Source organism: Roseburia sp. CLA-AA-H209 (genome assembly GCF_020687575.1).
Lineage (GTDB): Bacteria > Bacillota > Clostridia > Lachnospirales > Lachnospiraceae > Roseburia_C > Roseburia_C amylophila.
In genome coordinates this window covers 121,896-145,798 of the sequence record NZ_JAJEQU010000002.1, presented here as the reverse complement: position 1 = coordinate 145,798, position 23,903 = coordinate 121,896, and the positions used below count along the sequence as shown (strand labels likewise).

Below are 23,903 nucleotides of genomic sequence, written 5' to 3'. Positions count from 1 at the left end.
AGCAGATAGAAGGAGTAAGACATGAAAGCATGGGAAAATAACATACGCAAAGTTATCCCGTATATTCCGGGAGAACAGCCGAAGAAAGAGAAAATGATAAAACTGAATACCAATGAGAATCCGTATCCACCGGCACCGGGAGTAAAGGATGTTTTAACCTCTTTTGATACCGACCGGCTGCGTCTTTATCCGGATCCAAAGATTGAGAAACTGACGGACGCAATTGCAGAACGATATGGTTTAAATTCCAATCAGGTATTTGTGGGCGTTGGCTCAGATGATGTACTTGCCATGTGCTTTATGACATTTTTTAATTCTAATCGTCCGATTCTGTTTCCAGATATTACTTATTCTTTCTATGATGTCTGGGCAGAGGAATTCCGTATTCCATATAAGCAGATTCCGCTGGATAGGAATTTTACAATTTGCCCGGAGGATTATGCTGGGGAAAACGGAGGAATTGTATTTCCAAATCCAAACGCACCGACAGGAAAGCTGCTTCCGTTAGAAGATGTGGAACGCATCATTGCACAGAATCCGGATGTCATTGTTATTGTGGATGAAGCATATATTGATTTTGGTGGAACATCTGCATTGCCGCTTATTGATAAATATGACAATGTATTGGTAGTCCAGACCTTTAGCAAATCCCGTTCCATGGCAGGCATGCGGATTGGATATGCGATGGCACAGCCTGAATTAATCAAATATTTGAACGATGTTAAATATTCATTTAATTCTTACACCTTAAATTCCCTTACGATTGAAATGGGAACGGCTGCTATTTTGGATGAAGCTTATTTTAAAAAGACAACACAGAAGATTATTGCAACGAGAGAGCGTACCAAGGAAGAACTTCGGGCACTGGGATACCGGATGGATGATTCAAAGAGCAACTTCCTCTTTGTAACCCACGATACGATTTCCATGGAGAAGCTGTTTGAAGATTTGAAGAAGAAGGACATTTATGTCCGTCATTTCTCCAAACCGGAGCGGATTGCAAATTATCTGCGTATTACCATTGGTACAGATGAAGAAATGGATACGCTGATTACGTTTTTGAAAAACTATAAACAGTCATAATTCATTAGGAAAGGAGTATTATGTTATTACATTATCTGATTGTATTTTTTGTTTCCATGGTACCACTGGTTGAACTGAGAGGAGCGATTCCATTTTCACAGGGCTTTGGACTTCCATTGATACCATCTTATATTATTTCCATCATTGGAAATATGCTGCCGGTACCATTTATTTATTTTTTTGCAAGAAAAGTACTGATTTGGGGTGCAGATAAGCCTGTTATTGGAAAATTCTTCGGCTGGTGTCTGGAAAAAGGTGAAAAGGGTGGTAAGAAGCTGCAGGCAAAGGCAGGAAGAGGATTATTCCTGGCATTACTGCTCTTTGTTGGAATCCCGGTGCCGGGAACCGGAGCCTGGACAGGAACTCTGGCAGCCAGCATCTTAGATATGGATTTTAAATCATCTGTTATCGCAGTGATGCTTGGCGTATTGCTGGCTGGTGTAATTATGATGTTAATCAGTGTTGGTGCATTTTCTATGATTCGCTAACAGGGTGGAATGTAAAAAGGATATCTAAGTGATAAAAGCACAGCGTGTATAGTAATGTTATTTACTATATATTCTGTGCTTTTTAACTTTACAGGAAATTGCTTTCCTGTAAAGTTAAAAACGCTCCGCGAGGATGCGCACTGCGGCGTATAATGTAGATGTCGCAAGCGACCGCCGCAGGCGCGAGAATGTGCCAAGGAACATTATTTGTTTAATAATGATTTAATTTCTGATGCTTTGAACTACAGTGTGGATGCTTTTTCGGCAAAATCTGTATTTACAAGATCTTCATAAGGAGCGGCACCGGAGAGAACACCGGACTCTTCTAAAATAGTAAGCATTAAGTCATAGCCTTCTTCCCGGAGTATTAAATCTGTGTTCCAGGTTTCCTGGTCGTAGTAGCGGCTTACAATAAGTGTAAGGGTTTTAAGATCTGTTTCACTAAACTGTGGTGCAATGACAGTTGCGATTTCTTCCGGACTGTGACCTGCTACATAATCCATGCCTTTCTGTAAAGCATTGGTGAAATGCTGGATAAGGTCGGCATTTTCCTTAAGATAGCTTTCTTTGGCACAAAAAGCAGTATATGGAAGATAACCGGAATCCACGCCAATGGACGCTACCACATAGCCGTCACCGGACTGCTCCAAAGCAGTAGCAGATGGTTCAAATTCAATGGTATAATCCCCCTGCCCGCCGGAAAAAGCCGCTGCGGTAGAACCAAAGTCAATACTCTGGTCGATTTTGACTTCGGAAGGAGAAACACCATTTTCCCGGAGTACATATTCATATACCATTTCCGGTGTGCCACCGGCTCTTCCGCCCAGCACATCTTTTCCAATCATATCTTCATAGGAAAAGGAATCGGTGTTTTCCCTTGCAACCACAAAGTTACCGGCACGCTGGGTAAGCTGTGCAAAATTGATGACATGGTCTTTTGCACCTTCCGTGTAGGCATAAATGCTTGCCTCCGTTCCCATGAACCCTACATCTGCATCCCCGGAAACAACGGCAGCCATGGTTTTATCCGCTCCGAAGCCGGTGGTCAATGAGAGCTCGATTCCCTCATCTTCAAAGTAGCCTTTTTCGATGGCCACATACATCGGTGCGTAAAAGATGGAATGTGCCACTTCATTTAATTTTACGGTTGTTAATGCTTTAGAATCATCTGATTTGCAGGCACAAAGCGGGAAGGACATAAGAAGAATTAAGAAAAGAGAAATACCTTTTTTATAAAATCGTTTCATAGAGCATCCTTAAAAGACATTTGTATTATAGTATGAAAGACAGATGAAAATGTGCTATGATGAATAGGATAGGATTGTCTGAAATTTAGAAAACAGTATTAAGACAAGAGATATAAAAGGAGAACAGAACATGAACGACTACGTAGACCTTCATACTCATACAATTGCAAGCGGACATGCTTACAGTACTATTGAAGCAATGATAAAGGCGGCAGAGCAGAAAGAAATCCGTCTCTTTGGTATTACAGAGCATGCTCCGAAAATGCCGGGAACCTGCAGCGAGTTATATTTTAATAATCTTCGCGTGCTAGAAAGAAAGCATGGAGAAATGTATACGCTGTTTGGCGCAGAACTTAATATCATGGATATGGAAGGGCATGTGGATCTGCCGGAGCGTACCTTAAAGCAGATGGATTTGTGCGTTGCAAGTATGCATGGTCCGTGTTTTCATCCAGGAACCATAGAAGAAAATACGAAAACTTATCTGAATGTGATGAAAAATCCCTATGTAAATATTATCGGACATCCGGATGATTCTTATTATCCGGTGGATTATCGTGCATTGGTGGAAGGTGCAAAGGAACATCATGTATTGTTAGAGGTCAACAATGGCTCCCTGACACCGGGTGGCTTCCGGCAGAATACGAAGGAAAACAGCTGCAAAATGTTAGAACTTTGCAAGGAATATAAAGTTCCGGTTATCATGGATTCCGATGCGCATGTGGATACTGCAGTTGGGAATCATCAATATCCATTGGAAGTTATTCAGATGGTAGATTTTCCGGAAGAACTGGTAGTCAATACCAATGTGGAACTGGCGAAGAGTTTTTTGAATTATTTTAAATCACCGGAACATCTATAAGGAGTTATCACAGGTGAGAAAAGAATATCAACAGCGATATTGACAGAAAACAAGAGTTAGCATAAACTAACTCTTGTAAGGAACATTACAATACACACAAAATACTTTGGACGTAAAGGGAGCAGACTTTTGATGCGGGTCTGCTCCTTTTATATGCCATCAATTAGGGAATTGTGATGTGGGAGATAACATTTAGAATCAAAGAATTTTGCAGCAGTCAAAGTACATCTGATTTTCTTTTATGTGAAATGTCAACCGTTCTTAGGGGTCTGTTTTTCTTGATGATAAACTGTCTTTTCGGTTGCTTTGACAGAATATTGGTACTGTCCGTCGAGGACAGATACCACCTAATGTCTGCAAGGGGCACTGGGAATTTCGATATATTTTTCATTTCATCTGGCAACCGGCACAAATTCACATCCATGTTCAAATGTGCCTCGCTGGTACATCCCTGTACCAGCGTTGCCTGTTGCCAGACGAAATTCCAAGTGCCCCTAACAGCCCTTATCAGGCATCTGCACTTCGACGATCAGTACCAATATTTTGTCAAACATAGAAAAGACGGTTTTTATCGTAAAAAGAAAAACAGACCCCTTAGAACGGTGACGTTTCATCATATGAAAATCAATGTGCTTCGACTGCTGCAAAATTTTTTAATAAATTTTTCTCCCACATCGCAATCCACTAATTCTGCCAGTGAATCTCACCTGCATCAAGAACCGCAAACCGGATTAACTCTGCACTGTCCAGGTTCTCATGATGCATATCGATTCCGTTAATTGAATGATTATCATAGGTCGTATAGTAATAAATCCCCTTATCCGCATTGCAGCAGGAAGTGTAGATTGTAATTTCATATTTTCCATCAGCAACTTCACAGCAGCCCCGCTGCTGGTCGACGGAACCTAAGATATGAAAGAACTGGCTGACACTTTCGATTTCTGAACTGCCGGAAATGGAATGCAGTCTGGTGAAAGCAACCCGGATAAAACGGGACTGGGAAGATAAATCGCCCGGCAGACCCAAAGCCCCCATACCGCGGCTGTAAGCCTGTAAGTTGAGCTTGTCGGAAAAATGATTTTCCGGCTGCCTGGATGAGAGAGCCGCATAATTATTTAAAGCAAACATCTGTATTGGAAAAGGTGGATTGTTGGTCAGCACACCGGCAGGATTGTCATAGATATGAAGCCCGTCTGCCATGGATTCCACAACGATGTTTTCACTTTTGTCGGCAATCATCCAGTGAAGCTGTGCTGCCGGAAAATGGCTGGCAAAAACAGTTCCAACGAGATTCATCTGCACTAATTTTTCTCTGGCTTCTGAAACAGAAGCACACTGGCTTAGAATCCATGGAATAAATTCAAATTGTGCAACATTTTCCTTTGTATCAATAATATCAGCATAAGCGGCATTTCCCACAAAGTTAAGCCCTGCCATGCAGACACCTTTTTCATTGCAGGCATCATAATAAAGAGGATAGTCAACACCATTGTCCGGTGCTACATGAGCCATGCCAATCATGGCATAGTGGGAGCTTAAAGTCCCGGCATGACGGAAATGAAACGGATAGTTGCGGGGGGTAATGGTGACTTCATCGCCATAGGAAAATTCATAATCAAGGGTTCTGCCCATGTAGAAGTTCTTTGTTTGATAAGTAGCTGCGGTGCACATAAAATAGCCTCCTTTTATCTTTCTTTTGTATTAGTATTCTGCTGAAAAATCAGATTTATGTAATAGGACTATTATAACGTGGATACAGGGGTAAATCAAATTAAGAAATAATGAGAAAAAATATCGATAAGAAAGGTCCTATTTTCAATAACAGGTGTTATAATACAACTGGATTAGAAAGAACTAACATAAAGTAGTAACAACTAAGAAAGGAAGCTCATTATGGGAAGATATTATCGGATGTCTAAAAAAGTAACAGAGGATCAGGTAAAAGAAATTCTTCGTGAAACATTAGAATTAGAGGATGTAGAGGAAGCAGAATATGAGGCAGAGACACAGCTTCTTAAAATTGTAACCAAAGATAACCAGTTTGCAGGAGTTATGACCAGAGTGGTAAATATCTGCAGCAGAATCGGCAAAGGAGCAGAATTATCATTTGCAAAATTTTTCATTGAAGGATAGAAAGTGAAGGGATTATTTGAAAGCTTGTGAATATTGCGGCGAGATAGATTATCATGAAATTATGGAATGCATTACCTGTGCACTGGATGCCAAGGACCCTTATACGGCGGGGCATTCCCAGCGTGTCAGTGATATGGCAATGAAAGTATGCCAGTTAATTGGCTTAAAAACGGAGAATATACAGCAAATCCATATTGCGGCACATCTCCATGATATTGGAAAAATCGGTGTTCCGGATGCTGTTTTAAATAAAGAAGGAAAGCTTGATGATGAGGAATGGGAGGCAATGAAGAAACATCCCTCTATTGGAGCTGAGATTTTGAGTAAATCAAGACATTTAAAAGAACTGCAATATATCGTGCTCTGCCATCATGAACGATTCGATGGAAAGGGCTATCCGCTTGGACTCAAAGGAGAAGAAATCCCGGTGGGAGCAAGAATCATTGCAATCTGCGATTCCATTGATGCCATGACTTCAAACCGGAGTTATCGCAAAGCACATGATTTTGACTACTGTTATCAGGAAATCAAAAATAATCTTGGCAAGATGTATGACCCGATTATCGGACAGTATGTCTTAGACCACTGGGAAGAAATTATTTCCGTAATCAAAATTTCAAGATAAGATTCTATTGTTGATAAGAATTCTCAATAACGAAAAAGAGTATGGACAATGGGTTTTAATGGCGGTAAGCTAAAAAACAAACAGAAATAGGAGGAATACATATGTTTGATTTTGTGAAAAAATTTAACTGGAAGAAGACCGGAATCTTTGCTGCCGGTGTATTGTTTGGAACAGCCGGAATTAAAATATTAGGTAGTAAGGATGCAAAGAAAGTCTACACAAACTGTACAGCAGCAGCATTACGTGCAAAGGAATGTGTCATGAAGACTGCTTCTAATATCCAGGAAAATGCAGAGGATATTTATGCAGAGGCACAGCAGATTAATGAAGACAGAGCTGCTAAAGCAGCAGAATATACAGATGAATCTGTAGAAGATGCAACAGAAGAAACTGTAGCAGAATAAACATTGGACATGCGATTTTGCTCGTTGTTCATGTAAACTATGAGAATCACCTTCAGAATATGCTGTAGGTGATTCTTTATCTAAGGAAGTATGTAATATGAGATTTGTTATAAAACATGAGATAAAAGGAAGACTTCGTATTCATATCATTCAGGGCGGGATGAGTTTCCGCCAGGCAGATATGATGGAATATTACCTGAGTAACTGCAAATGTGTCACTTCAGTGAAAGTAAATGAACGTTTACAGGATGCAGTAGTCTGTTATGTGGGAAATCGTGAGGAGATGATAGAGACACTGCGTCATTTCTCTTATCAGAAAGTGGATGTGCCAGAGACTTTTTTACAGAATTCCGGCAGGGAACTGAACCGGACTTACTGGGACAAGCTGGTAAATAAAGTGGTACTCCGTATGGGCAGTAGGATGTTCCTGCCATATCCAATCCGCGCAGGAATTACCATGGTCCGTTCCGTGAAATATTTGTGGGCTGGAGTGTCTGCATTGGCGAAGGGCAGGATAGAGGTTCCGGTGCTGGATGGAACAGCTATTGGAGTCTCTCTGCTTCGCAATGATATCAATACAGCAGGTTCCATTATGTTCTTACTGGGCATTGGAGAAATCTTAGAGGAGTGGACACACAAGAAATCCGTTGATGATCTGGCAAGAAGTATGTCCTTAAATATCAGTAAAGTATGGCTGTGTCAGGATGGACAGGAAATACTGGTATCGGCATCTGAGATTAAAGAAGGCGATGAAGTCTGTATTCATATGGGAAATGTCATTCCGTTTGATGGCGTGGTAACGGAAGGGGATGCGATGGTAAATCAGGCATCCTTAACCGGCGAATCCCTTCCGGTGCATAAGAGTGTAGAAAGTTATGTCTATGCCGGAACCGTATTGGAAGAAGGAGAACTGACCATTCGTGTCAAAGAAGTAAATGGCTCCAGCAAATTTGAAAAAATTGTCACGATGATTGAAGAGTCAGAGAAGTTAAAATCTTCCCTGGAAAGTAAAGCCGAGCATCTGGCAGACCGCCTGGTTCCGTATACATTACTAGGAACAGGAATTACCTGGCTCTCTACCAGAAATGCCACAAAAGCATTAGCAGTTCTTATGGTGGACTTTTCCTGTGCATTAAAACTTGCAATGCCGGTATCTGTATTGTCTGCAATCCGTGAAGCAAGTGTGCACAATATTACCGTAAAAGGTGGCAAATTCTTAGAGGCAATGGCAGAAGCAGATACCATCGTCTTTGACAAAACAGGTACTCTGACCAAAGCGCAGCCTACCGTAGTAGATGTGGTTTCTTTTACGGATAAGCCCACGGAAGAGCTTTTACGTATTGCTGCCTGCTTAGAGGAACATTTCCCTCATTCCATGGCAAAGGCAGTCGTAGATGCAGCCCAGGAAAAGAATCTTGTGCATGAAGAACTACATTCTAAGGTGGAATATATTGTAGCCCACGGAATTTCTTCCACCATAGAAGGAAAGAGTGTGGTAATCGGAAGCTATCACTTTGTATTTGAAGATGAAAAATGTGTGGTTCCGGAAGGCTATGAAGAACAGTTTAACAGCCTTCCATCAGAATATTCACATCTTTATATGGCAATTGAGAACCGCCTTGCAGCCGTTATCTGCATTGAAGATCCGCTTCGTGATGAAGCAGCAGCCGTTGTAAATTCCTTAAAGACAGCCGGAATTAAGAAAGTTGTTATGATGACAGGGGATAGTGAACGTACAGCATCCGCCATTGCAGCAAGAGTGGGCGTAGACGAGTATTACTCCGAGGTACTTCCGGAAGATAAGGCAAGTTTTGTAGAGAAAGCCAAAGCAGAAGGACACAAGGTCATTATGATTGGAGATGGTATCAACGATTCACCGGCATTATCTGCGGCAGATATTGGAATAGCCATCAGTGATGGAGCAGAGATTGCAAGAGAAATTGCAGATGTAACCATCGGTGCAGATAATCTTTATGAGATAGTAACCTTAAAGGTGCTGAGTAATGCATTGATGAAACGGATTCATAAGAATTACCGGACAATTGTTGGGTTCAATACAGGACTGATTGTGCTTGGCGTGGCAGGAGTCCTGCAGCCAACCGTATCTGCATTACTTCACAATACATCTACCTTGGTAATTACCTTAAAGAGTATGCAGAATCTTTTGGATTAAAAATTTCCAGAAACAGAAATCTTACGGTTCAGGAAAAGAAAAATTTTGAAAAGAAAATTGAAAAGAAAATTTTTCGAAAAACGGTTTACTTTCACACTTTAATATGCTAACATTTTTGTATTGAAATAAGTATAATACGAAAAGGAGAGGCAGAATGAGTAAGAATGTAAGAACGGAAGCAGTGGATCATTTGTTTGATGCAATCTTAAGCCTTGAAAATAAAGAGGAATGTTATAAATTCTTTGAAGATGTCTGTACGGTAAATGAATTACTGGCATTCTCACAGAGATATGAAGTGGCAAAGATGTTGCGTGAGCAGAGAACTTATCTTGATATTGCAGAGAAAACTGGCGCATCAACAGCGACCATCAGTCGTGTGAACCGTTCCTTGAATTATGGATGCGATGGATATGATATGGTATTTGCCAGAACGAATGTGAAGCCGGTAGAAGAAAAAAAAGAGGAAAATTAAAACGAAGAGTAGAGATAAAATTAAAACGATATTTAATTTTTGCACAAAATCATGTAAATAATAAAGAAAAGCACCGGTTCGAAAACTGGTGCTTTTTCGATTTACAGGAAATTACTTTCCTATAAAGTAAAAAACGTTCCGCGAGGATGTGCCAAGGCACATTCTTTTTTCCAGGCATATGGCTTTTTATTCGTTCGACTTTTTTTCGGAAGTCTTTTTCTCGGAAGCTTTTTTCTCTTCGGAAGCTTTCTTTTCTGCAGCACGCTGCTCATCTTCGGCTTCTTTTTCCATTTCTTTCGTCTCGTCAATCAGCTTTTCAATCAACATACACTTTACAAATACATCAAAACTTAACATACAGATAAAGGAAAAGGTATGAAGAAAATCCTGGTCTTCTTCCGGTGCATCTGCAAAGGTGGTAGAACTGGTATTGAATTTCTTGGTAATATCCTTCATCAGATTTTTTACCTCATCCCGTTCCAGACTGAACACCTCTTCATAGACAGTTGTCAGATTGAAATCTCCTTCTGCATTGAAGAAACGTTTTGCCAGAGGATTTAAGATACTTTCGATATCATTGATACTTAATATGCTTTTGAAATAATAAATGAAAATCAGCATCAGAATATGTTCTTTGCTGTATTTCTTCTTGACCGGCGGTGGAAGCAGATTGTTTTTTGCATAGTTATTAATCATGGTTTTGGTCAGAATCTTGTCATCGGGATGACGTTTGGAAGCTGCAAGCTGGGTATCCATGAAGGTTGTAATCTGATCCATGTAAAGGTCAATATTTGGAATACTTTCCGGACGGATATAGTCAATCCGCGACAGACTGGATAAAATACTGTTTAATAAATCTTTTGCATCAATTGTCATTTGAATTCACCTCATACCTATTATATAGTATTGAAAACTAGATAACAAGAAGAAAAATGACAGAAAGCATATACAATGACGCTGTGATGTGTAAATGACATTGCGTGATGCAACTACAATAGAATGGATATAAGGGAAAAGAACGCATGAATGCGTTCGACGGACAGTACAAAAAGAAATCTGAAAAGAAATACAGAAAATATGTTCCCATCCCTTAAGGAAGTATGGTATACTGAGCGGAGTGGTATTGAGGAGAGTAAAGGAGCATTATGAGTATATACGATTCATTAAATGAAGAACAGAAAAAAGGTGTATTTACAACAGAAGGACCTGTGCTGCTGCTGGCGGGCGCAGGCAGCGGAAAGACCCGTGTGCTGACCCACCGGGCGGTATATCTGATAGAGGAACTGGGAGTCAATCCCTATCATATCCTTGCGATTACATTTACCAATAAGGCTGCAGGCGAAATGCGGGAGCGTATTGATGACATGGTGGGCTATGGCTCGGAAAATATCTGGGTATCTACCTTTCATTCTACCTGTGTGAGAATTTTGCGCCGTTTTATTGACCATATCGGATTTGGAACCAACTTTACCATATATGATACAGAAGACCAGAAGACCATTATGAAGGATATCTGCAAGCGTCTGGAAATTGATACGAAGATGTATAAGGAAAAAAGTTTGCTTGCGGCCATTTCTTCTGCAAAGGACGAGCTGATCAGTCCGGAAGCATATGCCTTACGGGCGCAGGGAGATTTCCGGAAAATGAAGGAAGCAGCTGTTTACCGGGAATATCAGCAGGTGTTACGGAAAAATAATGCACTGGATTTTGATGATTTGATTGTAAAGACTGTAGAGCTTTTCCAGTCAGATATGGAAGTGCTGGATTATTATCAGGAGCGGTTCCGTTATATTATGGTGGACGAGTATCAGGATACCAATACGGCACAGTTTCAGCTGATTAAACTGCTGGCAGGCAAATATAAGAATCTCTGCGTGGTAGGTGATGATGACCAGTCCATTTACAAATTCCGTGGAGCAAACATTTATAATATATTGAATTTTGAAAAAGAATTTCCAAATGCAGTTACCATCAAGCTGGAGCAGAATTACCGTTCCACCCAGAATATTTTAAATGCAGCCAATGGGGTCATTGCAAATAATGTGGGACGAAAGGCAAAACGTCTCTGGACTGAGAATGAGGAAGGCGAAAAAATTGCATTTCATCAGTTTGAAACCGGATTTGATGAAGCAGACTATGTAGCAAAAGATATCCGGAGCAAAGTGCGGGAAGGCATGTATCATTACGGAGACTGTGCCGTATTATACCGTACCAATGCCCAGTCCCGACTTTTCGAGGAACGTTTTATCACAGCCAGCATACCATATAAGATTGTGGGAGGCGTAAACTTCTATTCCAGAAGAGAAATCAAGGATTTACTGGCTTATCTTAAGACCATTGACAATGCCATGGATGATCTGGCGGTACGCCGTATTATCAATGTGCCAAAACGTGGAATTGGAGCAACGACATTAAGCAGGGTGCAGGATTATGCCGATGAAAACGGTCTTACCTTTTATAATGCCTTAAAAATGGCAGAAGAGATTGGCACAATCGGACGGGCATCTGCAAAAATCAGACCGTTTGTAATGCTGATTCAGAGTATGCGGAGCAAGTTGCCGTATATCAGTGTATCAGAGCTTTTGCAGGAAATCATTGAAGAAACCGGTTATGTCCGTGAGCTGGAAGCAGAAAATACAGAGGAAGCACAGCAGCGAATGGAAAATATCGATGAGTTGATTTCCAAGGCGGTTACTTATGAGGAAAGCGAAGAAGAGCCGACCTTAAGCGGATTCTTAGAGGAAGTAGCACTGGTTGCAGATATTGACAGTGTGGATGAGACACAGGACTATGTAGTGCTGATGACGCTGCACAGTGCGAAGGGTCTTGAATTTCCACAGGTTTATCTGGCAGGAATGGAAGACGGACTGTTTCCGGGATTCGGTGCAATCTGTGCGGAAAATCCAACAGCGGAAATCGAAGAAGAACGTCGTCTTGCCTATGTGGGAATCACAAGAGCCAAGGAGCGGTTGTCCATATCCTGCGCAAGAATGCGTATGATACGAGGAGAAACACAGTATAATAAGGTGTCCCGTTTCGTAAAAGAGATTCCGCGGGAACTTTTAGCGGGAACCATCCAGAAGGAAAAAATGCCGGATATTCCGAAACCAAGTATGATGGCGAAAAATGCATTTTCGGCAAAGCCGATGGCACTGCGCAGAACTGGCGTACCGGAGGCAAGAAACTTTGGCAATTCCGCAATGAAAAAGTCGTTGGATTATGCTGTGGGTGATACCGTTTCCCATCTGAAATTCGGCACCGGAGTCGTAAAGCAGATTATTGACGGCGGCAGGGATTATGAGGTTACTGTTGATTTTTCCGGTGTAGGTGTGAAGAAGATGTTTGCATCCTTTGCCAAATTGAAAAAGTTATAAAAATTTTATGAATTTGTAATTTTTTCTAGTAGATTGGGGAAACATATGCTATAATGAATTAATAAAAAGAGTTCTAGGTGGCAGGAAAATGAAAAACTGTTGTTGGCATAAAAAGGAGTGGTCAGAAATGGAAAAAATGGAAGAATTAAAGAATTTATTAACCGCAAATGTGAACAAAGTAACAGAATTATTGCATAAAAAGGAGAAAGAGGAAATAATGGAAGAGAAGAAAAAATCAAAAGCTGGTTTAATTTTTGCAATCATTGGTATTGTTGTAGTAGTTGCTGCAGCTGCTTATGGATTATATCGTTTCTTTGCACCAGATTATCTGGAGGATTTTGAAGACGATTTCGATGATGATTTTGAAGATGATTTCTTTGACGAGGATGACGAGGAAGAGAAATAATCATTATCATTTGCATAATTTAACAGGTGAAGATGTAAAGGGCTGTGTGATATCATGCAGCCCTTTTACTGAGTGTGCCGGAAACGCTGCGGATGACATGTGTTTCTGGAAAAGAATTGTTCGTGTGAGGTAAGTATGAAAAAAGGTCAGGTATTACAGGGAACTGTTGCATATGTGGATTTCCCGAATAAGGGAGTCGTAAAAGTAGAAGAAGGAAAGCAGGTAATCGTAAAAAACGTATTACCGGGACAGGAGATTTCCTTTTCTGTAAATAAAGTAAGAAAGGGAAAAGGCGAAGGTCGCTTACTGGAAGTTTTGAAGAAAGCACCAAATGAGCTGCCGGAAGCACCATGCCCGCATTTTGGAATCTGTGGAGGCTGTACTTATCAGAATTTATCCTATGAAGATCAGCTTGCATTAAAAGGACAGCAGGTGAAGAAACTGATGGATGCGGTAGTAGACCCGGAAACTTACAGCTTTGAGGGCGTAAAAGCAAGTCCGAATGAATTCGGATTCCGTAATAAGATGGAATTTACTTTTGGGGATGAATATAAAGATGGCCCCCTTGCTCTTGGCATGCATAAGCGTGGCAGCTTTTATGATATTGTTTCGGTAACGGACTGTAAAATTGTAGATGAAGATTATCGGAAGATATTAAGCTGTGTGCAGCAGTATTTTGCAGAAAAAAAGATTTCCTATTATCACAGAATGCGGCATACCGGATATCTGCGTCATTTACTGGTGCGTAAAGCGGTAAAGACCAAAGAGATCCTGATTGACCTCGTAACGGCAGGCGCAGAGCATATACTGGATGGTCTGACAGAGGCAATATCTTCAGAAAAAGAATTGTTGGCTGGAATGAAAGATGCATTATGTAAACTTGATTTAGACGGCAGCATTGCAGGAATTCTTCATACGAAAAATGACAGTGTAGCAGATGTAGTAAAGGATGAAGGAACAGAGATTTTATATGGAAAAGATTATTTCTACGAAGAACTCTTAGGACTTCGTTTTAGAATCACACCATTTTCTTTCTTCCAGACCAACTCTCTTGGAGCAGAGGTGCTTTACCAGACTGCAAGGGACTATATCGGAGATACGCTGACCGAGAAGGCAGACAAGGTGGTATTTGATTTATACAGCGGAACCGGAACCATTGCACAGATGCTGGCACCAGCCGCAAAAAAGGTAGTGGGTGTGGAAATAGTAGAAGAGGCGGTGGAAGCTGCAAAGGAAAATGCGGCATTAAATGGTCTTGAAAACTGCGAATTTTTAGCCGGTGATGTCTTAAAAGTATTGGACGATATTACCGAAAAACCGGATTTTATCGTATTGGACCCTCCGCGCGATGGCATCCATCCAAAGGCATTGGAGAAAATTATCCGCTATGGCGTAGACCGCATGATTTATATTTCCTGTAAGCCAACCAGTCTTGCAAGAGACTTGGAGGTTTTAACCGCCAGAGGATATCAGGTGGAGCGGATGTGCTGCGTGGACATGTTCCCATGGTCCGGAAATATTGAAACCGTTTGTCTGCTTTCAAAGAAACCTTGATTTTCTGCGGTTTGTAGGATATTAAGGGGAGAAAAATGAATGTGTGTTTTCAGGTCTTTTGAATGAAACATTTGAATATCGAAACAGTGGGGTGTTTTGAGACTCTGCTGAATAATAGGCTTTTGCTAAAAGGTATCACTTTTGCGAAAATGTATGATACCTTCCGGCAGAAGCCTTTTTGTATAAAGATAACTTGACTTCTAAATCTTACTGATGTAATATTTACACGAGTGTAGCAGGAGTTCGAACGATATTTTTTTGTTGTGAAATCTTACACATGTAATAAAAAAAGGATGAGGAATGTATAGTATGATATATTCATCAAAGAGAAATTTTTTTACTCAAAAATCTTACAAATGTAATATTTTTGAGATATAGTGTACATTGAAAATAGAATATGACCATATCAGCAAAGCAAAATGAATGGAGGTCAATATGAAGAAAGGAAAAAGCAGACATAAAAGAAAGAAAAGCAGGCTCCTATGGATTGCGATTGCTGTTATAGGAATGGCTGCGGTAATTTCTGCGGTATGTGTGGCAGGAATGTTGGAAACAAAAGAAAATGCCTGGAGGACACCGGAAGAACTTCTGGTGGAGTACATGTATCATATCCCCAAAAAGGAATATGAAGAAATGTATGCGATGTTGCACGTTGAGGCATCGGGAAGTATCAGTCAGGAGGATTTCATAAAACGCAACTCAGCTATTTATGAAGGCATAGAAGTCCAGAATATGGCTGTCCGGATTATTGCATATGACGAGGAGCAAATGACGGTAACCTACCAGACTTCTTTCGATACAGTTGCAGGAACTATCAGCTTTGAGAATGAAGCACTTTTCCTAAAAGACGAAGAAGGATATAAGTTGGTTTGGGATGATTCCATGATTTTTCGGAATCTAACTTCTACAGATAAAGTAAGAGTTTCCACTACACAGGCAGAACGAGGAGAAATTCTGGATAGGAACGGACGTGTCCTTGCAGGAAAAGGTACAGCATCTTCGGTTGGAATCGTTCCGGGAAAGTTGGAAAACAGAGAGGAAGCAATCGCACAGATTGCAGAACTATTGGAAATCACACCGGAAGCGATAGAAAAGAAACTGTCTGCAAAGTGGGTAAAGGATGATTCTTTTGTTCCTATTAAAACGATTCCAAGAGTGGAAGAAATTGAGTTAATGTCTATCAGTCCAGATGAAGAAGTCCTAAAGGAGAATGAAAGGCATGAAAAGTTGCTGGAGATTCCCGGAGTGATGATATCTGATGTTGAAGTGCGTGAATACCCATTAGGGGAAGCAGCTGCACATTTGGTCGGATATGTTCAAAGTGTTACTGCGGAAGATTTAGAGGAACATGCAGGAGAAGGCTATACAGCCAATAGTGTAATCGGCAGAAGTGGAATGGAGGGATTGTTCGAAAGTGAATTCAAAGGCCAGAACGGTTGCAGGATTTATATTGTAAACTCGGAAGGCAAAGAGAAGGAGGAACTTGCTTGCATCCTGGTACAGCATGGACAGGACATCCAGCTTACGATAGATACTGATTTACAGGTTTCCTTGTATGAGCAGTTTAAGGAAGATAAAAGCTGCTCGGTAGCCATGAATCCTTATACTGGAGAGGTATTGGCTTTGGTCAGCACACCAGCCTATGACAATAACGATTTTATTATGGGATTATCGAGTGAGCAGTGGACTGCACTTAACGAGGATGAGAATAAGCCAATGTATAATCGCTTCCGGCAAGTATGGTGTCCGGGGTCTACATTTAAGCCAATTACCGCTGCGGTCGGCTTGGAATCAGGAGCAATCGATCCAATGGAAGATTACGGGAACGTAGGCTTAAGCTGGCAAAAGGATGCATCGTGGGGGTCCTATTATGTAACAACACTCCATGCATATGAACCAGTCATTTTAGAGAATGCCCTGATATATTCCGACAATATTTATTTCGCAAAGGCAGCATTAAAGATTGGATCAGAAGAGATGGAGAGTTCTTTGACTGGACTTGGTTTTAATGAGGAATTGCCATTTGAGATTAAGATGGCAGAGTCGCAGTATTCTAATTCAGAGGGAATTGAAACAGAAATACAGTTAGCTGATAGCGGTTACGGTCAAGGGCAGGTTTTAGTGAATCCGTTACATATGGCTTGTATCTATTCTGCTTTCTGTAACGAGGGAAATGTCATAAAGCCTTATTTGGTATATCAGAATGAAGCAACAGCTGAGTATTGGATTCCGGGTGCCTTTTCTAATGAGACAGCAAGCCGTGTATTGGAAGGAACAAAGAAGGTTGTGAATGATTCTAATGGAACTGGATATGCAGCCCATCGGGATGACATTCTTTTAGCAGGAAAAACAGGTACGGCAGAAATCAAGGCATCGAAGGATGATATTTCGGGTACGGAATTAGGATGGTTTGCAATTTTTACAGCAGAAGATACGGTAGAACGTCCTATATTGATTATCAGCATGGTAGAAGATGTGAAAGGTAGAGGAGGAAGTGGATATGTTGTTAAGAAAGACGGCCTGGTCCTGGAAGAGTGGTTTAGCAGTAATTAGTTTTGTACTGATGCTTAGTGTTTCAGGGTGTAGCGATGCACCCCCGGAAGAAGATACAGTTTCGGAAACAGTAATTGATATTCAAGCTATTCCAGAAGATTCTAAGGAGAACGCAGAAGAAATTATAAACATCTGTATAGATCTTTATAAGAAGGCAGCAGAAGAAAACAAGATAGCTGATTTGGAAACGATTCGTAGTATTGTAAATTGCCTTGGAGAAAATGGATATCCGGCTGTTGACAGCAGAAATCAAATTAACATGACGGACCCAGAGAAGGTAGTGGAATTCTGCGAAAAGGTGGATGCACAGGAAGAAGCAGAAATAACAATTCTTGAAGTCAGTTATTTAGGCGGATTTGTAAAATACGATTTACACACAAAAGACGGAAATGTAGATGTGGTCAGAAGCTATTACAAGTACGAAAATGGAGATATACAAAGAGAGGTTACTGGAAGCTATCAGGCGGAGTATTGGAATTATACAGAAGAAGGTTACCTGATGTTTTCCGGTGTCTGGTTTTCAGAAGAATTGTATGTTCTTACATTGAGTGGGGCAGAGGAGCATACCGCATTGCGGGTACAGCCATTGGATGAAACATATCGGGAGTTGAGTCGGAAATATCTCCGCCCGATTGGCTTTGAACAGAATAACATGTTTATTGTGGATTGGAGCGAGGATGATTTCGGGGCTTTGAATTTCTATGATATGTATGACATTCTCTATCCAAAAGTAAATGGTCAGTATGTTCCCTATATTGCAGATGACAACCTGGCAGTAAGTGCAGTTTATCGGATTCCAAAAGAGGAATTTGAAAGCGTTATTATGAAATATTTCAATATTGATAGTGAAACGCTGCAATCCAAAACCGTCTATTATTCGGAGGATTCAACTTATGAATATAAGCCGAGAGGCTTCGAAGAAGTAGAGTACCCGGAATATCCATATTCAGAGGTAGTCGATTTTACAGAAAACAGCGATGGGACAATTACACTTACAGCTAATGTAGTATTCCCTTATGCAGGTGATTCCAAGGTATATGCTCATGAGGTTGTGGTCCGCCCGTTAGAGGACGGAGGGGTACAATATGTATCCAATCAAATTATACCTTCCGAGGATAATTATGAGGAAACATGGCATACACCACGGTTGACGTTGGAAGAATGGGAAGAATTGTACGGAGGCGAATAATGGAAGATGTAAAATGGCTGCTTAGAAGATGTGGACTTCCGATTTTGCTGCTGTTGATTTTCGTGATAGCCGGAGTGTTCTGTTGGGGAAAATTGCATGCAGAAAAGCAAAAGGTGGCAGAAGAAGTATGGGAGCCACCTATAGAAATCGAAAATAGCGAAGCAGAAACAGAAGAAGCCGAGAATGCGGAGATTTCCACAGAGTCAGCATATTGGTTTATTCCGCAAGCCAGTGATGATCTCCTTTCAGAAAAGGAGAAGGAGCAGCTGCAGAGTACGGTTTTGTCAGCAGCAGAATCGGTCAGAGAAATCTATAAGGATATTGTAATTGCAGATGCACCAAGCTACTCTTCCGGTATTAATGAATTTACCCACGAGCAGAGGAAAGCCGTGGTGGAACAATTGGGCAGAAGCGGTTTGGTAAGTGTTGAAGAAGATACTGCCATGCAAAACCATGAAGTAATCGAAACATTTTATGCAGATTACTTGGATGGACGGGACTCGATGGTTACGGTATTTGAAGTATATAGAGATGGACTGATTGGAGCAGTTACCTTCATTTATCGGAAAGGTGAGCTGCAGACCTATTACATAGGAATTCGGTGGAAGGAAGGCGGTATACCAGAGATACAGGGAACTTCGGTAAGTAATGTGGCTGAGATTAAACTGACCGAAAAAGGATATTTTATCTACGCATATGAATATGTGATTGCACATGCAAGTTTAAGACAGTATTGGAGAATAGAACCGCTTCCGGAAGACTGGCGGGAATTGACGGAGAAATACATATCAGGACTAAGCTATGTGAATTACAATGTGCTTGTCACAAATTGGGACAGCAACAATGTAGAGGACATTCTGATGCCTTGTATGTATGAAGATATTTATCGGATTTCTACGGGCGAAAATCTGAAAACTGAAGATTGGAAGATTCCGGCAGAGGAATATGAAAGGATAATGACTACTTATTTTCCGGTATCGGTAGAACAGTTGAGAGAGCATTGCGGGTATGCTGAGGGCAGCAACAGCTATGAATATGAGATGATTTATGCCAGCCCATACCCACCTTTTGGAGAGGTGGTTGACTATACAAAAAATGCGGATGGAACGATTACACTTATCGTAGATGGAGTATGGTCGGATTATAATTCTGATCTCGCTTTTCGGAATACGGTTGTGGTTCTGCCATTTGAAGACGGAACTTTCAGATACCTTTCCAATTCTATAGAACAAATTGAGTTGGAACTGCCGCCGATAGCAAGAAAGAAAGGATGATATTATGGCATTAAAGAAAAAAAGCATTCTGCTGATTATGGCATTTCTGATTGGATGCGACCTGTGTGCCTGTGGAAAAGAAGATAGCGTTGTGGGTGAATCTCTTGTGGAAGATACGGAAGAAGTATCTTCCACGGAGGAAACAAAAAGTGCCGAGGAAGAGGCTGCAGAACAATGGGAAAAGGGCTACGACCTTCCAGTAGATGAACAGGAAAGGGAAGAAGCTGAGACTGACTGTAAAAAGCTGATGGAACATTATCTTGATATTTATGAAACTGCAGATAAAGGGATAGCATCCAATGTTGTTTTGGATGATCAAACGGTTCTTGAAATGCAGAAGAAGGTAAAGGACGCAGGATATCCAATTGCTACGATGGTAACGTATTCTAACATGGGGAATTATGAAAGTGTCGATAGTTTTCTTAAAGAATGTATGGAAGGGCAAAGCGGTTCTGTAGTAATTTATGAAATCCACAACGATGGTGGACTGGGCAGAATGAAATTCATTTTTGATGGAACGGATATGTATGTTGTAAGTACAAGAGGAATCTGGAATGCTGACAACGAGCCGGGAATTTCGTACATTTCATATACGAGACTCAAGGAATGGAAATACACGGAAAAAGGATGGTTCTGCTATGAGTTGTGTGTGCCGGAGCCACCGGAAGTCAGTGAAATTGTGGATGGAAGCTGCCTGATTAGAATAAAACCTATGACAGAGGAACAGCGTGAAATGTCTGAACGTTGTGTTCGAGGTCTTGGGTATCAGGGAAATAATCTTTTATGCTCGAATTGGGATACTGACCATATGGAAAAACTGGACTATAATGGAATGTATGAATATCTGTATGCCATGAAACATCAGAAAGCGTTTGATGCCGAGGATTATTCAAATGGAATACCAAAAGAAGAATTTGAGAGTTTGATCATGGAATATCTTCCAGTAACAGCAGAGCAAATTCAGGAATATGCGGTATTTGATGAAAAAAATCAGACTTATGTATGGGTACGACTAGGCTGCCTTAACTATGCACCAACTTTTTTTGGAACTTCGCTGCCGGAGGTTATTGATATCAAAGAAAATGAGGATGGAACAGTGACATTAACGGTGGATGCGGTGTGTGATATGGTCATTTGTGATGATGCGGTCATAACCCATGAACTTACGGTAAAGTTTGCTGATGATGGTAGCTTTCAATATTTGGGGAATAAAATCCTTGATGATGGAATTAAGGAGATACCAGCCTATCAGTACCGAATTAAAGAATGATTGATAATATTGGTGATGGTGGTAATATTACAGATGTAAGAGAGTGAGAATAAATGAAAAAAATAAAATTGGTTGGAATATTGGCAGCAGTTGTTATGCTGATATTTGTAGCAGTTACAGCTTATTTGCATGAAAAGAATGCAGATAAATCAGAAGAAAGATTTGTTATTCCTGTAAACAATGATGAATTATTTGTTAGTTCGGAGGAGAAATATAATTCTATTAAAGTATATAAGCAGACAAATATGCTAGTTATAAATGCACAATCGGAAACGGCGTTTTTCGATGGGGCACAATTTACAGTAGAAACTGATGGGAAAATAACGCCGGAAGATATAGAAATTACTTGGATGACCATAGGTGGCAATACGGAGCAGGCAGAAGATAATGACCGTATTATCGCTGAGATAAAAATATATGATAATGATGAATTGATTTGTGATACAAAGATAAATTTTGCAAAAAAAGCAATTGACGCAATAGAAGATGTGTTAGAAAGGAACGGGATGTAAAAAAGGAGGACACATGAAAAAATTAAAATTAGTTGGAATATTGGCAGCGGTTGTATTGATAGGCAGTGTGATTTCAATTCCACTTATAAATAACCATACAGCCTATAAGGTGGAAAAGGCATTATGTGAAATCCCGTTGCCAGAGGAAACAGAATTGATAGAGTCGTTGTCACAGGCTGGGAAGCTGACGGGTAACGGAAATGGAATGCAGTATTTCGGAGCAATTTTAATTCGAAGTGATTTGTCTTTGGAAGAATTGGATGCTTACTATTCAGGTTACAGAAGTAATGAATGGGAATGTTTGGTGGAAACTCAGGAAGGGCAGTCCATTGAGGTGATTGAACATAAGGCACTACAATTTTCGGAAGAAATAGAGGACGGCGGTTATTACATTGTATATTCATGGGGAAGTGGAAATTCTCTATTGAAAGAACTGGATATACGAGGACATTAAAAAGGGGGCTATATCAATGAAAAAATTTATGCTATGTATTATGGGCTCGCTCATTGCACTGTTTGTAGTATTTTGGTGTTGCATTTCGTATACGGTAAATTACAAGAAGATAACTTGCGATACATCCGTTTCACCAGATAAAAAATATGAAGTGGTACTTCAAGCTGTTGGAGAACCGGAATGGGCTTTTGGTTCAGCAAGTGGACGGTTAGTCCTTAAAGAAGGCGAAGATAAGATATCGCAAACAGATTTTGAATTGCACAATGACGGTGCAAGCATCAGTAGCAGCTGTTGGAAGGTTACCTGGCATGAGGATTATGTAGAAATAATTCTATCAGGTGAAGAACAAATTGATGAACAAGTCATTTTATATTTCGATGGTACGAAAGAAATACAGCAATTGACAGATGTAGCAGATATTGAAGTAGAATATCCATCAGGAGAGAGATTAGATGAAAGCCGGGTTATAACTGAACAATCCTTTGATGTAGAATTGAATGATTGGGGTGAAGTACAGTTTGTATCTTATCTGCCGACTTATGAAACGCTCTGGGAAGATGTTTCATTTGTGCTGGCAAAAGACAATCAAATTATATATTATTTTCCGGAGTGTTATGAAAATAATAGTACAGAGAATGATAGTGTAGGAATGTTTGATAGTGTTGAAGCGGTTGGATTTCAGGATATAGATGGAGATGGTGCAAAGGATGTGATTGTCATCATAAACTATGTTACAGGAGCAGGACCGCAGGGAATGATGCCACGAAAGACCATTAGAATATTCAGTTCACAGGATAATGGTTTTGTCATTCAACACGATTTAATGGATGAATTAATGGAAAATATGAAAGAGGATGATATTTCTATTCCTGCGATCTGTGATTATGTGACATTAATGGAAACAAATGAAATATATGATGGATATCGTACTATATATCAACAATACCTCGCAGACGAAGGATGTGATTTTATGATATCATACGGTGCGAATGGAAATTCCAGAGTTATCTTAAATGAGAATGAGGAAATAATAGAATATCTTGTATATGACAGACTTTCGGAGAATGAAAAATGCGAATTATATGTTTTATACAGAAGTAAGAAAAACACAGATGGTTCATGGTATATCTTAGAGGCGGAGATCCTTGATATATTTGCATATAGTATGTCTACAAAAGATGTGGTCAGTAGTGGTAAAACATCATGGTCAGCGACTGGAAGTGAAGAGCATGAAATAAATTAAGATAAGCTTTTGATTTTAATTCGATTATCTACATGTGGAGTGAGGTGTTTTTATGAGAAAGTTTGTTAGAACGTATTCTCCATTTTTAGTATATTTTGTATGTGTGGCTTTGGCTTATTTTCTTTGTTTTTATTTATTTCCCAAATATAATGCGGCCTTAGCCTATTTTGGTTTTTTAATTATATATACATATATTGATATTGGGGTTTTTATTTTAGGTTTTTTTATGGGAAAAATCATTGTCAAACGCAGCATTGACATTAGCTTTTTGCTGTGTCTAATATATGCATTAATTTCTTTCTGGTTGATGCTCTTGATAGGTTCTCTGAAATACGTTTTTTATGATTATATGTATAGTAACTTTACGTTTACATTTTCAATCTTCATTGAATCATTAGGTGATAGAGATAGTTTGTTTGTTTCAATTGGGACATTTATATCTTTTTTTATTGGAGAAATTATAGAATACATCAATGATAAATCTAATTCTTGACGTATAGAACTGGATAATTGAAACGCTTTTATGCATAAAGTGTAAATAAAAAAATCGGGCAAAGGATTATACGACTATGACCTTTACCCGATTT

General features: G+C 40.1%; 22 protein-coding genes. 19 read left to right on the top strand and 3 right to left on the bottom strand.

Annotated features, from left to right (window positions below; all coding sequences use genetic code 11):
• Nucleotides 1–21: 21 nt before the first annotated feature.
• Complete coding sequence (gene hisC / locus LKD41_RS03175) at nt 22–1,083, top strand: histidinol-phosphate transaminase (protein WP_227700365.1); 1,062 nt, start codon at nt 22–24, stop codon at nt 1,081–1,083.
• Between the two features lie 20 nt (nt 1,084–1,103).
• On the top strand, nt 1,104–1,571 hold the full coding sequence (locus LKD41_RS03170; protein ID WP_022243405.1) for a COG2426 family protein: 468 nt from the start codon (nt 1,104–1,106) through the stop codon (nt 1,569–1,571).
• A 242-nt stretch (nt 1,572–1,813) separates the two neighbouring features.
• Here the strand turns inward: LKD41_RS03170 and LKD41_RS03165 are convergent, their stop codons facing one another.
• On the bottom strand, nt 1,814–2,818 hold the full coding sequence (locus LKD41_RS03165) for an ABC transporter substrate-binding protein (RefSeq protein ID WP_117699129.1): 1,005 nt from the start codon (nt 2,816–2,818) through the stop codon (nt 1,814–1,816).
• A 130-nt stretch (nt 2,819–2,948) separates the two neighbouring features.
• Here LKD41_RS03165 and LKD41_RS03160 point away from each other — a divergent pair, with 130 nt between their 5' ends.
• Nucleotides 2,949–3,680 carry a phosphatase gene (locus LKD41_RS03160; protein ID WP_227700364.1) on the top strand — a complete coding sequence of 244 codons (732 nt, stop codon included), beginning with the start codon at nt 2,949–2,951 and terminating at the stop codon, nt 3,678–3,680.
• A 684-nt stretch (nt 3,681–4,364) separates the two neighbouring features.
• On the opposite strand, the gene bsh is transcribed toward LKD41_RS03160, so the two are convergent.
• A complete protein-coding gene (gene bsh / locus LKD41_RS03155) occupies nt 4,365–5,351 on the bottom strand; it encodes a choloylglycine hydrolase (protein WP_227700363.1) in 987 nt (328 codons plus the stop codon).
• A 222-nt stretch (nt 5,352–5,573) separates the two neighbouring features.
• Between bsh and LKD41_RS03150 the strand changes: the two genes are divergently transcribed.
• The 5 genes from LKD41_RS03150 (at nt 5,574) to LKD41_RS03130 (ending at nt 9,487) form a co-directional block, all read left to right on the top strand.
• Entirely contained in the window at nt 5,574–5,813 is a 240-nt protein-coding gene (locus tag LKD41_RS03150) for a hypothetical protein (RefSeq protein ID WP_022243409.1), read from the top strand.
• A gap of 16 nt (nt 5,814–5,829) precedes the next feature.
• Nucleotides 5,830–6,438, top strand: a complete 609-nt coding sequence (locus LKD41_RS03145) for an HD-GYP domain-containing protein (protein ID WP_331470881.1) — start codon at nt 5,830–5,832, stop codon at nt 6,436–6,438.
• 101 nt (nt 6,439–6,539) lie between these two features.
• On the top strand, nt 6,540–6,842 hold the full coding sequence (locus tag LKD41_RS03140) for a DUF6110 family protein (protein WP_022243411.1): 303 nt from the start codon (nt 6,540–6,542) through the stop codon (nt 6,840–6,842).
• Nucleotides 6,843–6,939: 97 nt separating this feature from the next.
• Nucleotides 6,940–9,015 (top strand): heavy metal translocating P-type ATPase, encoded by a 2,076-nt coding sequence (locus LKD41_RS03135; RefSeq protein ID WP_227700362.1) that lies wholly within the window; start codon nt 6,940–6,942, stop codon nt 9,013–9,015.
• A gap of 154 nt (nt 9,016–9,169) precedes the next feature.
• Nucleotides 9,170–9,487, top strand: a complete 318-nt coding sequence (locus tag LKD41_RS03130) for a YerC/YecD family TrpR-related protein (protein ID WP_022243413.1) — start codon at nt 9,170–9,172, stop codon at nt 9,485–9,487.
• Nucleotides 9,488–9,673: 186 nt separating this feature from the next.
• Here the strand turns inward: LKD41_RS03130 and LKD41_RS03125 are convergent, their stop codons facing one another.
• Nucleotides 9,674–10,363 (bottom strand): DUF1836 domain-containing protein, encoded by a 690-nt coding sequence (locus LKD41_RS03125; RefSeq protein ID WP_227700361.1) that lies wholly within the window; start codon nt 10,361–10,363, stop codon nt 9,674–9,676.
• 269 nt (nt 10,364–10,632) lie between these two features.
• Here LKD41_RS03125 and pcrA point away from each other — a divergent pair, with 269 nt between their 5' ends.
• The 11 genes from pcrA to LKD41_RS03070 all read left to right on the top strand — a co-directional run bounded on the left by pcrA (nt 10,633) and on the right by LKD41_RS03070 (nt 23,809).
• Nucleotides 10,633–12,861 carry a DNA helicase PcrA gene (gene pcrA / locus LKD41_RS03120; RefSeq protein ID WP_227700360.1) on the top strand — a complete coding sequence of 743 codons (2,229 nt, stop codon included), beginning with the start codon at nt 10,633–10,635 and terminating at the stop codon, nt 12,859–12,861.
• 127 nt (nt 12,862–12,988) lie between these two features.
• Nucleotides 12,989–13,267: a hypothetical protein gene (locus tag LKD41_RS03115; protein WP_022242638.1), complete on the top strand. Its 279-nt coding sequence runs from the start codon at nt 12,989–12,991 to the stop codon at nt 13,265–13,267.
• Between the two features lie 135 nt (nt 13,268–13,402).
• Nucleotides 13,403–14,821 (top strand): 23S rRNA (uracil(1939)-C(5))-methyltransferase RlmD, encoded by a 1,419-nt coding sequence (rlmD, locus tag LKD41_RS03110; protein ID WP_227700359.1) that lies wholly within the window; start codon nt 13,403–13,405, stop codon nt 14,819–14,821.
• A gap of 435 nt (nt 14,822–15,256) precedes the next feature.
• Nucleotides 15,257–17,374 (top strand): penicillin-binding transpeptidase domain-containing protein, encoded by a 2,118-nt coding sequence (locus LKD41_RS03105; RefSeq protein WP_227700358.1) that lies wholly within the window; start codon nt 15,257–15,259, stop codon nt 17,372–17,374.
• Complete coding sequence (locus tag LKD41_RS03100; RefSeq protein WP_118541762.1) at nt 17,322–18,563, top strand: DUF6070 family protein; 1,242 nt, start codon at nt 17,322–17,324, stop codon at nt 18,561–18,563. Before LKD41_RS03105 ends, LKD41_RS03100 begins: the two co-directional genes overlap by 53 nt.
• Nucleotides 18,563–19,837 (top strand): DUF6070 family protein, encoded by a 1,275-nt coding sequence (locus LKD41_RS03095; protein WP_227700357.1) that lies wholly within the window; start codon nt 18,563–18,565, stop codon nt 19,835–19,837. Before LKD41_RS03100 ends, LKD41_RS03095 begins: the two co-directional genes overlap by 1 nt.
• Before the next feature lie 4 nt (nt 19,838–19,841).
• A complete protein-coding gene (locus LKD41_RS03090) occupies nt 19,842–21,107 on the top strand; it encodes a DUF6070 family protein (protein ID WP_227700356.1) in 1,266 nt (421 codons plus the stop codon).
• Nucleotides 21,108–21,160: 53 nt separating this feature from the next.
• Nucleotides 21,161–21,619 (top strand): hypothetical protein, encoded by a 459-nt coding sequence (locus tag LKD41_RS03085; RefSeq protein WP_227700355.1) that lies wholly within the window; start codon nt 21,161–21,163, stop codon nt 21,617–21,619.
• A gap of 13 nt (nt 21,620–21,632) precedes the next feature.
• Complete coding sequence (locus LKD41_RS03080; RefSeq protein ID WP_227700354.1) at nt 21,633–22,073, top strand: hypothetical protein; 441 nt, start codon at nt 21,633–21,635, stop codon at nt 22,071–22,073.
• Between the two features lie 16 nt (nt 22,074–22,089).
• Nucleotides 22,090–23,316 carry a hypothetical protein gene (locus LKD41_RS03075; RefSeq protein ID WP_227700353.1) on the top strand — a complete coding sequence of 409 codons (1,227 nt, stop codon included), beginning with the start codon at nt 22,090–22,092 and terminating at the stop codon, nt 23,314–23,316.
• Between the two features lie 52 nt (nt 23,317–23,368).
• Nucleotides 23,369–23,809, top strand: coding sequence for a hypothetical protein (locus LKD41_RS03070; RefSeq protein WP_227700352.1), 441 nt, complete (start codon nt 23,369–23,371; stop codon nt 23,807–23,809).
• Nucleotides 23,810–23,903 lie beyond the last annotated feature (94 nt).